The sequence below is a fragment of the Blastococcus sp. TF02-8 genome, assembly GCF_003319175.1.
Classification (GTDB): Bacteria; Actinomycetota; Actinomycetes; order Mycobacteriales; family Geodermatophilaceae; genus Blastococcus.
The window spans coordinates 35,587-48,528 of record NZ_QOHK01000002.1 but is presented as its reverse complement, the minus strand read 5'-3'; the positions used below and the strand labels follow the sequence as shown (position 1 = coordinate 48,528).

11 protein-coding genes are annotated in these 12,942 nt (G+C 73.4%); 5 read left to right on the top strand and 6 right to left on the bottom strand.

The genetic code is table 11. From position 1 onward, the window contains the following. Positions 1-37: 37 nt before the first annotated feature. The gene (locus tag DQ237_RS04305) at positions 38-850 is read left to right on the top strand and encodes a deoxyribonuclease IV (RefSeq protein WP_113797570.1); all 813 of its coding nucleotides are present in this window, start codon (positions 38-40) and stop codon (positions 848-850) included. Here the strand turns inward: DQ237_RS04305 and DQ237_RS04300 are convergent. The 3 genes from DQ237_RS04300 to DQ237_RS04290 all read right to left on the bottom strand — a co-directional run bounded on the left by DQ237_RS04300 (position 830) and on the right by DQ237_RS04290 (position 5,410). Continuing rightward, positions 830-2,287, bottom strand: coding sequence for a glycosyltransferase family 87 protein (locus tag DQ237_RS04300; RefSeq protein ID WP_240619405.1), 1,458 nt, complete (start codon positions 2,285-2,287; stop codon positions 830-832). The genes DQ237_RS04305 and DQ237_RS04300 overlap by 21 nt on opposite strands. Positions 2,288-2,362: 75 nt before the next feature. Further along, on the bottom strand, positions 2,363-4,852 hold the full coding sequence (locus DQ237_RS04295) for a transglycosylase domain-containing protein (protein ID WP_240619404.1): 2,490 nt from the start codon (positions 4,850-4,852) through the stop codon (positions 2,363-2,365). Positions 4,853-4,993: 141 nt separating this feature from the next. Beyond that, complete coding sequence (locus tag DQ237_RS04290; protein WP_113797566.1) at positions 4,994-5,410, bottom strand: DUF5318 family protein; 417 nt, start codon at positions 5,408-5,410, stop codon at positions 4,994-4,996. Between the two features lie 156 nt (positions 5,411-5,566). Between DQ237_RS04290 and DQ237_RS04285 the strand changes: the two genes are divergently transcribed. From DQ237_RS04285 to DQ237_RS04275, 3 genes are all read left to right on the top strand, one after another. After that, positions 5,567-6,196, top strand: coding sequence for a PadR family transcriptional regulator (locus DQ237_RS04285; RefSeq protein ID WP_113797564.1), 630 nt, complete (start codon positions 5,567-5,569; stop codon positions 6,194-6,196). A 95-nt stretch (positions 6,197-6,291) separates the two neighbouring features. After that, positions 6,292-7,371 carry an inositol-3-phosphate synthase gene (locus DQ237_RS04280; RefSeq protein ID WP_113797562.1) on the top strand — a complete coding sequence of 360 codons (1,080 nt, stop codon included), beginning with the start codon at positions 6,292-6,294 and terminating at the stop codon, positions 7,369-7,371. 104 nt (positions 7,372-7,475) lie between these two features. Then, entirely contained in the window at positions 7,476-8,228 is a 753-nt protein-coding gene (locus tag DQ237_RS04275; protein WP_113797560.1) for a hypothetical protein, read from the top strand. 127 nt (positions 8,229-8,355) lie between these two features. On the opposite strand, the gene DQ237_RS04270 is transcribed toward DQ237_RS04275, so the two are convergent. After that, positions 8,356-9,009: a YqgE/AlgH family protein gene (locus DQ237_RS04270; protein ID WP_240619403.1), complete on the bottom strand. Its 654-nt coding sequence runs from the start codon at positions 9,007-9,009 to the stop codon at positions 8,356-8,358. Between the two features lie 75 nt (positions 9,010-9,084). On the opposite strand from DQ237_RS04270, the gene DQ237_RS04265 reads away from it, so the two are divergent. Next, positions 9,085-10,362 (top strand): MFS transporter, encoded by a 1,278-nt coding sequence (locus DQ237_RS04265; protein WP_113797556.1) that lies wholly within the window; start codon positions 9,085-9,087, stop codon positions 10,360-10,362. A 3-nt stretch (positions 10,363-10,365) separates the two neighbouring features. On the opposite strand, the gene DQ237_RS04260 is transcribed toward DQ237_RS04265, so the two are convergent. Continuing rightward, positions 10,366-11,250, bottom strand: coding sequence for a matrixin family metalloprotease (locus DQ237_RS04260; protein ID WP_240619402.1), 885 nt, complete (start codon positions 11,248-11,250; stop codon positions 10,366-10,368). Positions 11,251-11,369: 119 nt separating this feature from the next. Continuing rightward, entirely contained in the window at positions 11,370-12,857 is a 1,488-nt protein-coding gene (locus tag DQ237_RS04255) for a CCA tRNA nucleotidyltransferase (protein ID WP_113797554.1), read from the bottom strand. Positions 12,858-12,942 lie beyond the last annotated feature (85 nt).

The window sequence follows — 12,942 nt, the reverse complement described above, 5'->3', positions numbered from 1 at the left end:
GTAACCCTGGATCTCGTCGCTGATTCGAGGAGCACGCATGGGATCGCACCCGATCGGCGTACACGTCGGCGCCGGCCTGCCCGACGCCGGAGAGCTCGCCGCGGGTGGGCCGGTCGCCCGCGCGGCCGAGGTGGACGCCGACGGGGTCCAGGTCTTCCTCGCCGATCCGCAGGACTGGAAGGCCCCGGCGCCCCGTGCCGACGCCGAGGCGCTGCGCACCTCCGGCCTCGCCGTCGTCGTGCACGCCCCGTACGTGCTGAACGTGGCCACGACGAACAACCGCATCCGCATCCCGAGCCGGAAGCTGCTCGGGAAGCACGCCGAGGCCGCCGCCGCGATCGGTGCCCGGGGACTGGTGGTGCACGGCGGGCACGTCCTGGCCGCCGACGACCCGGCCACCGGGGTGGACAACTGGCGCAAGACCTTCGCCCGGCAGGCCGACGACGGCGGCTTCCCCGTGCCCGTCCTCATCGAGAACACCGCCGGTGGCGGGAACTCCATGGCCCGCGATCTCGATGCGCTCGCCCGGCTGTGGGAGGCGGTGGGGGAGTTCGGCGCCGGGTTCGTCCTCGACACCTGCCACGCCTGGGCCGCCGGGTGGGACCTGGCGACCGCGGTCGACGACGTGCGGTCGGTCACCGGCCGGATCGACCTGGTGCACCTCAACAACAGTCGTGACCCCGCCGGCTCCAGCCGTGACCGGCACGCACCGCTGGCCGGCGGGGAGATCCCCGAGGACCTGCTCCTGGAGGTGGCGCGCGCCGCCGACTGCCCCGTCGTCCTGGAGACCCCGGGTGACGCGGCGAGCCGTGCGGAGGAGGTCGCGCGGCTACGGGAGGCGCTGGCCTGAGCGCCCGAGGACGACGGCGTCGGGGGTGTGCTCGAGCAGTCCGCCCGCCGGATCGTCGACCCCCGGCCAGCTGGTGCGGACGACGTCCCGGTCGGGCTCGAGCACGTCCCGGACGACCAGGGCCATCACCGCGAGGACGGCGATGTCGCGCACACCCACGGCCAGCAGGAACCACTCGACGTCGACACCGCGGTCCTGGGGCCCCAGGTACCAGAGCAGCCGGGGGACCCACAGCAGCGCCTCCGTGGCCTGCCAGAGCAGCAGCGAGCGCCACCGCGGCCGGGCGAGGACGGCGAGCGGCAGCAGCCACAGCGAGTACTGCGGGCTCCACACCTTGTTGGTCAGCAGGAAGACGGCGACGAGCAGGAACGCGACCTGGGCGACCCGGGGGCGCACCGGCGCCGACAGCGTGAGCCAGCCGACCGCCGCGACGCCGGCGAGCAGGGTCACCGCCACGAGCGCGTTGAGCACCGTCGGGGTCTGCCCCTCCGCCAGCGGTCCGTCGAGGATGCGGTTGCCGGTCAGGTGCAGGGCCACGTTCCAGAGCGAGTCCGGGTCGGCCGGGCGGCTGCTGTTGAGCCGGAAGAACCGTGCCCAGTTCTCCGGAGCCAGCGCGGCCACCGGGGCGTTCACCACCACCCACACCGCCACCGCGGCCAGCGCGGTGCGCAGCCACACGCGCAGCAGCCCGGCACGCAGGCAGAGCAGGAGGAGCCCGCCCAGCAGGAAGACCGGGTAGAGCTTGGCCGCCACCCCCAGGCCCAGGAGCACGCCCGCCAGGACGGGCTGCCGCCGCGCCCAGGCCCACATGCCCAGGGCGGCCAGCGCCACGGCGAACAGGTCCCAGTTCGTGAACGCGTGCACCACCAGCAGGGGGGAGAGCCCGATCATCGCCGCGTCCCACGGGCGCCGGCCGGTCAGGGCGAGCACGGCGCGGACGACGAGGAAGGCGCAGGCCGTGAGCAGCAGGCAGGTGACGACGTAGTAGCTCTGGACCGGTGGGACGGCGGGCAGCAGGGCCGACGCCTCGGCCGCGCGGTCGTAGGCCCGCGACAGCGCCGCCGCGGCGGCCATGAAGCCACCGGTCAGCACCGGGTACTCGACCTCGCTGTCGAGATAGGGGATCGCGCCGTCGTCCAGCCCGTGCAGCCCGAACAGCGGCACTGCGTCGGAGTAGCAGAAGTGCGTGTACTGCACGTGGCCCGACCAGTCGCCGTCGGCGCACGGCGCCTGCTTGACCCAGGCGAGCGACAGCGCCAGCACCGCGAAGAGCAGGCAGACGCGCAGCGGCGTCCAGAACAACGCCCGGCCGGTGGTGGCGAACCGGCCCCACGGGCCCCCGACGGCTTCGCTGGCCTGCCGCGCGACCGGATCGGTCCACGTGGGGACGACGCGGTCGGGCTCCTCGCCGCGCCCGGTTCCACGTGGAACGACCACGGACCCGTCCGCTGTGGCGGACGGGCCCGTGGGCGTGGTGCTCATGGCTGCAGTGTGCGGGACGGACCCCGACGATCAGCGGCTGGGCGGAGGCAGCGCCGGCTCACCGTTGCTGCGACCCGGGATGGTCGGGTCGTTGGGCGCGGGGTCCTTGTCGTCGGTGACGCCGTCGCCGTCGCTGTCCACCGCGGGACGACCGCGCACCGGGATGGTCGGATCGTTGGGCGCGGGGTCCTTGTCGTCGGTGACGCCGTCGCCGTCGCTGTCCACCGGCTTGGGCTTGGCCGGGGTCGTCGGCGCAGCGCTGGTGGTCGGTGCCGCCGAGGTCACCGGCGCCTCCGGGGTGACCGGCGCAGGCGCCTCGGTGGTCGGCTCGGGCACACCCTTGCCGGTGTCGCCGGTGATGAGCGCCTTGTCCGGGAGCTTCTCCTTCGGCGTGCCCGACAGGACGGCGTTCATGAAGCGCTGCCAGATGGCACCCGGCAGGCCGGAGCCGTAGATGATCCGCCCCGAGGAGTCACGGATCGGGATGCGCTCGTCGGCGCCGACCCAGACGGCTGCCGACAGCGACGGCGTGTAGCCGACCATCCAGGCGTCGGAGTTGTCGGTCGAGTTGAGCCCCTGCGTACCGGTCTTGCTGGCCACCTCGCGCCCCCCGTCCAGGGCACGCTTGGAGTAGGCCGCGACGCCCTTGATGGCGACGGTGGTGTCGTTGACGACGTCGCTCGGGAGCACCTGCTCGCCGGCCTCCCCGCCGTTCTCCATCAGCACGGTGCCCTCGCTGTCGGTCACCTTCGCGATGAAGTGCGCCGGGCGCCGGACGCCGCCGGCCGCCAGGGTGGCGAAGCCCTGCGCCTGGTCGATCGGTCGCATCTCGTACTCGCCGATGCCGATGGAGGAGCCGGTCTTGCCGTCACCGTTGGCGAGCACCTTCTTGTTGGCGAAGAAGTCGCTGCCGCCCCACGTGTCGGGCAGGCCGGTGGCCGCCATGATCGTGTCGCGCACGTTCTCAGGCCCGACCTCGTAGGCCAGGCTGTAGAAGGTGGTGTTCAGCGAGCGGGTGATCGCCTCGGTCAGGGTGCAGGCCGGGCAGCTGGCGCCACCGGAGTTCGTGACCGGCTTCTCGCGGTCCTTGAACTTCTGGTTGTCGCTGCCGTCGCGACGGGACTGGATGCCGATGCCCTGCTCCAGCGCGGTGGCCAGCACGTAGGGCTTGACCGACGAGCCGGGCTGGCGCTTCACCTGGGCGTAGTCGGTGCCGGTGCCGTCACGGCCGCCGTGGTAGGCCACCACGGCGCCGGTGCGCGGGTCGATCGCCACCAGCGCCTGCCGGAGCTCCGGCGGCTGGGCGTCGGTCATCACCGCGTCGACCGCGGCCACGGCCGCGTCCTGTGCGGGCTTGCTGATCGTCGTCGTCACCCGGAGGCCACCGGCGTTGATCTGCTGCTCGTCGTAGCCGCGGCGCTCGAGCTCGGCCCGGACCTCCTTGACGATGTGGCCCTCCGGCCCGTCGGGCATGCCGAGGGTCGAGCCCGTCTTGGGCAGCACCGGCGGGTACACCGACGCCTCCCGCTCGCCCTTGGTCAGCCAGCCCTCCTCGACCATCGCGTCGAGCACCAGGCCCCAGCGGTCCTGCGCGCCCTCGGGGTTGGTCTCCGGGTCGTAGCTGGAGGGGCTGCGCACGAGGACGGCGAGCACCGCACCCTGCTGCGCGGTCAGCTGGGCGGCCGGAACGCCGAAGTAGGTGTTGGCCGCGGCCTCGATGCCGTAGGCCCCGCGGCCGTAGTAGATGGTGTTCAGGTAGTTCTCGAGGATCTGCTGCTTCGAGAAGTTGTTGTCCAGCTTGATCGCCAGGAAGAGCTCCTGGAACTTCCGGCTGAAGGTCTGCTCCGAGGTCAGGAACGCGTTCTTCACGTACTGCTGGGTGATCGTCGAGCCGCCCTGCGTGGAGCCGCCGGTCACGTTGTTCCAGGCGGCGCGCACGATCCCGCTGAAGGAGATGCCGGGGTCGGTGTAGAAGCTGCGGTTCTCCGCGGCCAGCACGGCCCGCTGCGCGGGCTCCGAGATCTGGTCGAGCGTCACGTTGGTGCGGTTCTCGTCGCCGAGACGCGCCATCTCCGTGGTGCCGTCGGAGTAGTACATGATCGTCGTCTGCTTGGTGGAGACCGAGTCCGGGCTGGGCACCTCGGTGCTGGCGTAGACGACGCCGACGAAGACGCAGAGCAGCGCCAGCATGCCGCCGACGACGGCGGCGGCGATCTTCAGCCGGCGCTTGCGACGCTGCTTCTTGCTGCGAGCGGGCCGACCCTTGGCAGCGGTGCCGTTACGACCGGGCGGGCGGCCCGAGCCGCCCCCGGAGCGGGATGCCGACGTGCCACCACGCGAGGCCGTCGTCCCCCCGCGCGAGGCAGTGGTGCCACCCCGGGATGCGGTGGTGCGGCCACGGCCGGGCGGGACCGGCGGCCGGCCGCCGCCGCCTCCGGTGCTGCGGGTACGCGCGGCCGGGGGACGGCGGACCGAACCGGCCCGCGGTGCGACGGGCGAGGTCTCGTCGTGGCTGGGCACGAGCACACCCCTTCCTGGACTGTCATGGGCGCCGGGACACCTGCCCGGACACGGTGGAGCGTCTTCAGCTGTGGGGCGGGATCGGCCCGCCGGGTCGCCGGCCCGTTCCCCGCACGTGCAGGTCGCGGACCGGTCGACCGGTTACTGCTCCGTCGCCGCGCGACGGCGTCCGCGCCGGGGCTGGCGCCCCGGCTCCGGCTCGGCGCCGAGCACGTAGGAGCAGTCCAGATGGTTCCAGCCGCACGTACGGCAGACCTCGACCCGGTACACGGAGAACTCGTCCTGCGCGCGGTCCATGCGGGCGAGTTCGACCTCGGTCTTGGCCTGGCCGGCCACCGGGCCCAGGTGGTCGCCGTACACGTAGCTGACGAGGGTCAGGCGGTCCTTGCGGCACACCGGGCACGGCACGTCGGTGGGCTGCCCGTGGTACTTCGCCGCTCTCGAGAGGTACGGGCTGGCGTCGCACACCTCGAACAGACCGGTGCGCCCGGAGTGCACGTCGGCGAGGACGGCTCGCCGCTGCAGCGAGTAGTCCACGACGGATCGACGTCCGGGCACGGCCGCCAATGTACGCAGGGCGCGTCGCGGATGGGGTCTCCCGTGCGGCGACACCCGTCGCGCTGTGCACACCCGTCCCCGCCGTCCCGGGTCGTGGCCCGCTGAGCGTCGATGTATCGTCTCGATACATCGATTCGGAGACGACGGGAGGGCGAGATGCTCGAGTTCGCCATCCTCGGCCTGCTGCACCAGTCGCCGATGCACGGGTACGAGCTGCGCAAGCAGCTCGCTGCCGTCCTCGGCGGGCTGCGCAGCATCTCCTACGGATCGCTGTACCCCGCGCTGCGGCGGATGCAGGCGGCCGGGCTGATCACCACCGACGAGCCCACGCCGCGTGCCCTGCTGCCGGCCGATGCACCGCCGCTCACCGGACGGCGCGGGAAGGTGGTCTACACGATCACCGCGGAGGGCAAGGAGCGCTTCCACGAGCTGGTCGGCCAGACCGGCCCGGAGGCCTACGACGACGGCGGCTCCTTCGGCGTCCGGCTGGCGTTCTTCCGGCACACCGCGCGCGACGTGCGGCTGCGGATCCTCGAGGGTCGCCGCCGCACCGTGGAGCGGCAGCGGGAGGGCCTGCGTGCCTCGCTCGGTCGTACCCGCGAACGGCTCGACCGGTACACGCTGGAGCTCCAGCGGCACGGCCTGGACTCGGTGGACCGGGAGGTCCGGTGGCTGTCGGAGCTGATCGACAGCGAGCGCCGGCAGGCGTCGGAGCCGTCACCGGAGCGCCGGCAGGCGTCGGAGCCGTCCTCGGAACCGCCGTCGGAGCCACCGGTCAGCACCTGAACCAGGGCGGCGGGGCTCCGGCCCGGCCGTCAGTCATCACCGGACCGTTCGCGGTTCACGTACACCGGACCAACGGTCCAGGGAGAAGGAGAGTCATGGGATCGGTCAAGGTCGCCATCGTCGGCGTCGGTAACTGCGCCGCATCGCTCGTGCAGGGCGTGCACTACTACCGCGACGCCGACGAGACGGGCTCGGTGCCCGGGCTGATGCACGTCCGCTTCGGCGAGTACCACGTCTCCGACATCGAGTTCGTCGCCGCGTTCGACGTCGACGCCAAGAAGGTCGGTCGGGACCTCTCGGAGGCCATCGTGGCCAGCGAGAACAACACGATCTCGATCTGCGACGTCCCGCCGCTCGGCGTGACCGTGCAGCGCGGTACCACGCTGGACGGCCTGGGCCGGTACTACCGGGAGACCATCGAGGAGTCCGACGAGCAGCCGGTCGACGTCGTCGCCGCGCTGCGCGACTCGGGTGCCGACGTCCTCGTCTGCTACCTCCCCGTGGGCTCGCAGCAGGCCGCCGAGTTCTACGCGCAGGCCGCCATCGACGCCGGTGTCGCGTTCGTCAACGCCCTCCCCGTCTTCATCGCGGGCACCAAGGAGTGGGCGGACAAGTTCACCGCCGCCGGTGTGCCGATCGTCGGTGACGACATCAAGAGCCAGGTCGGCGCGACCATCACCCACCGCGTGCTCGCCAAGCTCTTCGAGGACCGCGGTGTCCAGCTGGACCGCACCATGCAGCTGAACGTCGGCGGCAACATGGACTTCAAGAACATGCTCGAGCGCGAGCGCCTGGAGTCCAAGAAGATCTCCAAGACCCAGGCCGTCACCAGCCAGGTCGACCGCGACATGGGCAAGGACAACGTGCACATCGGTCCGTCGGACCACGTGCCGTGGCTGTCGGACCGCAAGTGGGCCTACGTCCGGCTCGAGGGCCGCGCGTTCGGCGACGTCCCGCTGAACCTGGAGTACAAGCTCGAGGTCTGGGACTCCCCGAACTCCGCGGGCATCATCATCGACGCCGTCCGCGCCGCGAAGATCGCCAAGGACCGGGGGATCGGTGGCCCGATCCTGTCGGCGTCCTCGTACTTCATGAAGTCGCCGCCGGTGCAGTACAGCGACAGCGAGGCCCGTGACGCCGTCGAGGCGTTCATCAAGGGCGACGTCGACCGCTGAGGACCGTCCCCCAGCAGGTCACCAGGGCCCGCATCTCCGGTGGAGATGCGGGCCCTGCCGCGTTCCTCCCCCGGTTGGCGGCGCGCGCTCCCTAGGCTCCGGACATGCCTGCGCGCCGACCACTCGCGACCGCGGTCGCGCTGGCGGTGCTGGCCCTGACGGCGTGCTCCGACGGCGAACGCGCACCCGGCGAGCCGGTCACGGAGGACGACGCGCAGATCCTGGCCGAGCTGCTGCACCGCAACCACGAGGAGGGCGGAGCCGACTTCGTGGTCTCCGTGCCCTTCGGGGACGACGCGCTGCTCACCCTCACCGGTGAGGTGGACTTCCGCACCGGCGCCGGCCGGGCCCAGGCGGTCACCGTCGTCGACGACGAGGAGCGCGACGCCCGGACCCTCTTCTTCGACCGCGACGAGCTGTGGGCCGGCGACGTCCCGGGCCTCCCCGAGGCGCTGGCCGCCGACGGCGCCCCGGACGCGGCGTACCTGCGCCGGCCGCTCCCGGCCGACCCGCAGGACCCCGAGCTGCTCGACGTGCTCGTGCAGATGCTGCTGAACCTGGCCCAGCCCGAGGCCGACGATCCCGAGCTCTTCCTCGACGGCCCCTACCGGTGGCAGGCCCAGGAGCCGATCGACGGCCGGGCGACGGTGGTGTACCGGCTGCGCGACGGGCGCAGCGTCGCGGTCGACGCGGCCGACCGGACGCTGGTGCAGTACCGCGCCACGCTGCCCGACAGCGGGCTGGACGTGACGCTCACGCTGGCCGACCACGGGACCCGACGGGTGACGCTGCCGGAGGACGGCGAGGCGGCGGCCGCGGCGGACCACCCGCAGGTGGCGGCGGACTTCGGCGTCTGAGGAAGGGCCTTCTCCAGGGCCACAGACAAGTGGGAAGGGCGGTCTCTTCCCCAGACCGCCCTTCCCGGTGTCCTTCCTACCAGACGGAGCGCCGTCGCGCAGCCCGTTCTCCGGCGCGGCGCGCGGCTCAGTTCGCGGCGGGGTCGGCGGGAGCGGTGGAGAGCACCGCGAGGCGGCCGGTCTGGCGGCCCATGATCCGGCGCCAGAGCTCCAGGCCGGACAGCTCGCTGAGCACGTCGCCACGCCGGCTCGGCACGCACGCCCACGCGCCCTCGGCGATCTCCCCGGCCAGCTGGCCGGGCGACCAGCCCGCGTAGCCCGCGAACACCCGCAGCCCGGTCAGCCGCCCGGCCAGGTCGTCCGGGTTCCCGTCGAGGTCGACCAGGTGCACGTCGCCGGCGACCGGGCGCAGTCCGGCGTCCGGATCGGACTCCTCGGCCGTGGCCAGGCAGAGCGCGGTGTCGGTCTCGCACGGCCCGCCGACGTGGAAGACGCCCGGTTCGACGGCCAGATCGCACCAACCCGGCAGCACGTCGCGGATCTCCACCTGGCTGGGCCGGCCCAGGACGACGCCCAGCGTGCCGGTGTCGGAGTGGTCGAGGACGTAGACGACGGTGCCGGCGAACGTCGGGTCCTGCAGCGAGGGCATGGCCACCAGGAGGGTCCCCGCGCTCACGTCGTCGAGGCACCCGATGGACAGCGTCGGCACGGCGGGCGCGCGGCGACGGCCGGTCACGGGCGTGGTGGGCGGACCGGACTCGGGATCGGGCGACGCGGGCACCGGGGACATCCTCCCCAGTGTGCCCCACCGAGCGGCCCTGGGTGCGGCCTGCGTCCGCGCCCCTAAGGTGACCGCGTGGCCGGTGCGGGGACGGCGGTGCGCGGACTCCTGGGCCGGCGGGACTTCCGGCGGCTGCTCGGCACGCGCCTGCTCGCCCAGTTCGGCGACGGGGTCTTCCAGGCGGCGCTGGCCGGCACCGTCCTGTTCAACCCCCAGCACGCCGCGGACCCGGTCGACGTCGCCGCCGGTTTCGCCGTCCTCCTGCTGCCCTACTCCCTCGTCGGGCCGTTCGCCGGGGTGTGGCTGGACCGCTGGAGCCGCCGGCAGATCCTCCTCCGGGCGAACCTCGTGCGAGGCCTGCTCGTCGCGGTCGTGGCCGCGGCGATCCTCGCCGGTGTGCAGGGTCCCGCCTTCTACGTCGCGGGACTGGCGGTGTTCGCCGTCAACCGCTTCGTCCTGTCCGCGCTCTCCGCGGGGCTGCCGCACACCACCGACGAGACGGCACTGGTCCCCGCCAACGCCCTCTCGACGACGTCGGGTGCCGTGGCGACGGTCGCCGGCGGGGGAGCGGCCCTCGTGCTCTCGCCGGTGACCGGGGGCGGGGACGCCGGGTACGCAGCCCTGGCGCTGTCCGCTGCGCTGCCGTACCTGGGTGCGGCCGCCGTCGTCGCCGCGTTCGGACGGGGCGCGCTCGGCCCGGACCACGCTGCCCGCACCGCGCGGTTGTCGGCCCGTGCGGTGCTGGCCGGGATGGTCTCGGGCGCGCGGCACGCCTGGCGGGACCGGCCCGCGCGGGCGGCGCTGACCGTGATCGCGCTGCACCGGTGCTGGTTCGGGGTGCTGACCCTGATGACCCTGCTCCTGCACCGTGGGACGTTCACCAACGGTTCGGGGCTGTTCCCCGGAGGCCTGACCGGCCTGGGGCAGGTCCTCGCGGCCGGCGCGCTCGGCACCCTGGGCGCCGCCGCCGTCACCCCCGTGGTGGTGCGCCGGACCGGGACCAGGGCGTGGATCGGCGCCCTCCTGGTGGTCGGCGGCCTGGCCCAGCTGGGGCTGGGTCTGCTGGTGTCGCCTCCGGCGACCGTCGCCGCCGGGTTCGTGCTCGGCTTCCTGGGGCAGGGCGTGAAGATCTGCGTGGACGCCACGCTCCAGGAACGGATGGACGACGACCACCGCGGTCGGGTCTTCTCCGTGTACGACACCCTCGTCAACGTCAGCTTTGTCGCGGCACTGGTGGTGTCGGCGTTCGTCCTGCCGTCCGGCGGCGTCTCGCGACCGCTCGTGGCGGTGGTCGGCGGGGGATACGTGCTCACCGCCGTCCTGCACGCCCGGATGAGCCGGGAACGGGTCTGACGCTCAGAGATCCGGCACGCACGGGCCCGCGCCCAGGGCCGCCAGGCCGGTGAGGTCGCCGTCGGCGAAGTCGGCCACCGCCCGCCGTGCCTCGGGGTACATCAGCTCGGCCTCGTCGTCCACGTGCGCGAGACCGACCAGGTGCCCCAGCTCGTGCAGCACGATGCCCCGGACGACCGACATGCCGTCGCGCCCGTCCAGGATCTCCGGCAGCTGCCCGGCGTCGAGACCGACCGTGCCGGTGACGAACACCTTGGGGCCGTCGCCCAGGGAGACCGCGGAGCTGCCGGCCTGACCCACCACGTCGCCGGTCAGCGCCGGGTTCTCCGCTTCGGTCTGCCAGCCGACGAGCACCGGCGCCCAGCGGTCGCCGTAGCGCTCGGGCTGGTACACCGGCCGGTCGTCGGCGAGCGGTTCGTCGGTGTAGCCGTCGAAGGCGAAGCGCAGGCCGGTGACCTCGGAGACGCGCCGCACCGCCGCGTGGACCAGCTCCTCGCCGCCCGGGGGAGCGGCGTCCGGGCGCAGCACGTAGTGGATGGTCCGGCACGGGTCGTAGGCCACGGGGGTGACGCCGTCGTCCTGCAGGGCGGTGAAGGCGTGCGGGCCCCCGCCCGGCGGCGGCGCCGCCGGACGTCCCAGGGGGACCACCAGTCCACCGGGAGCCGGGCGGTCTGTCGGTCGGGCCGGCGCGGACGGCGCCGGGAGGTCGGGGGAGGCCTGCGGCAGGCGGTCTCCCCACGGCAGGTCGCCCGGGTCGGTGAACGTGACCACGCCGGCGACCGCAGCGGTCACGAGCAGACCGCTCCAGGGCAGCCAGCGGCGGCGACGGCGGGGAGGCACCGACGGGGACGTCGGTCCGGCGGCCTCGTCGAGGACCCAGTGCGGCACCCGCCCCGTCGGGGACGCCGGCAGGTGCGCTCCGCCGTCTACCGGGTCCTGCGGGTGCACGAGTGCTATCTCGGCATTCCTGCCGCGGTGCTGGAGCGAGGCGTCGGCCGGCCCATCGGTCAGCCCGCGCGCTCCGCCCACCAGGCGCGCAGCGCGGCCTCGGCGTCGTCGGGGTCGAGCGGGCCACGCTCCAGGCGCAGGTCCTTGAGGAAACGCCACGCGGCGCCGACCTCCGGGCCGGGCCCCAGGCCGAGGATCTCCATGATGGCGTTGCCGTCGAGGTCCGGGCGGACGCGGTTGAGGTCCTCCTGCGCCGCCAGCTCGGCGATCCGCCGCTCGAGGGAGTCGTAGGTCGCCGAGAGCGCGGCGGCCCGCCGCTTGTTGCGGGTCGTGGAGTCCGAGCGCACGAGCTTGTGCAGGCGGGGGAGCAGGTCGCCGGCGTCCGTGACGTACCGGCGGACCGCGGAGTCGGTCCACTCCCCCGACCCGTAGCCGTGGAACCGCAGGTGCAGGAAGGTGAGCCGGGAGACCGACTCCACGATCTCCTTGGAGTACTTGAGCGCCTGCAGCCGCTTGCGCACCAGTTTCGCCCCCACCACCTCGTGGTGGTGGAACGAGACCCGGCCCTTCGGCTCGTGCCGGCGGGTGGCCGGCTTGCCGATGTCGTGCAGCAGCGCGGCCAGGCGGAGCACGAGGTCGGGCGAGCCCGAGTCGGGATCGGCCTTCTCGAGATCGATCGCCTGGTCCAGCACGGTCAGCGAGTGGGTGTAGACGTCCTTGTGCTGGTGGTGCTCGTCGATCTCCATGCGCAGGGCGGAGAGCTCGGGCAGCACGACGTCGGCCAGGCCGGTCGAGACGAACAGCTCCAGAGCCGCCCGGGGGGAGTCCTGCAGCAGGGTCTTCGACAACTCGGCCTGCACCCGCTCGGGCGTGATCCGCGACAGCTGACCGGCCAGTGAGGTCATCGCCTCCACGACCTCGTCGACCGGGCTCAGGCCAAGCTGGGCCACGAACCGGACCGCCCGCAGCATCCGGAGGGGGTCGTCGGCGAAGGACTCGACCGCAGCCCCCGGCGTGCGCAGCCGGCGGGCGAGCAGGTCGCCCAGGCCGCCGAAGGGGTCGGTCACGGTCCGGTCCGGACCCAGGCTGATCGCCATCGCGTTGACCGTGAAGTCACGGCGGACGAGGTCGTCCAGGAGTGAGTCCCCCCAGGCGACCTCGGGGTTCCGGGACTCCCGGTCGTAGCGGTCCGCCCGGAAGGTGGTGATCTCCACGCGGTCGCCGCCGATGTCGGCGCCCACCGTGCCGAAGGCGATGCCGGTGTTCCACGTGGAACGAGCCCAGCCACGCAGGAGCTCGAGCACCTGCTCGGGCCGGGCATCGGTGGTGAGGTCGAGGTCGCCGGGCACGCGCGGCTCGCCGGAGCCCGCGGCGAGGAGGGCGTCGCGCACGGAGCCACCGACCAGGTGGACCTCGAAGCCCGCCGCGGCGAAGCGCCGACCCAGCTCGGTCAGCACGGGGGAGACGTCGACCAGCCGGCGGACGGTCTCCTGGACGGCCGCCGGCACGGGCTCGGGGTCGGGACGACTCGGAAGCTGCGCGGACACGACGAGCCAGCCTAGTGCGCCGCAGCGGTGCCCCTGTGGGCATGTTCCCGGCGGCCGCGTTGCAGGGCCCCGCGGTGGGCCTGCG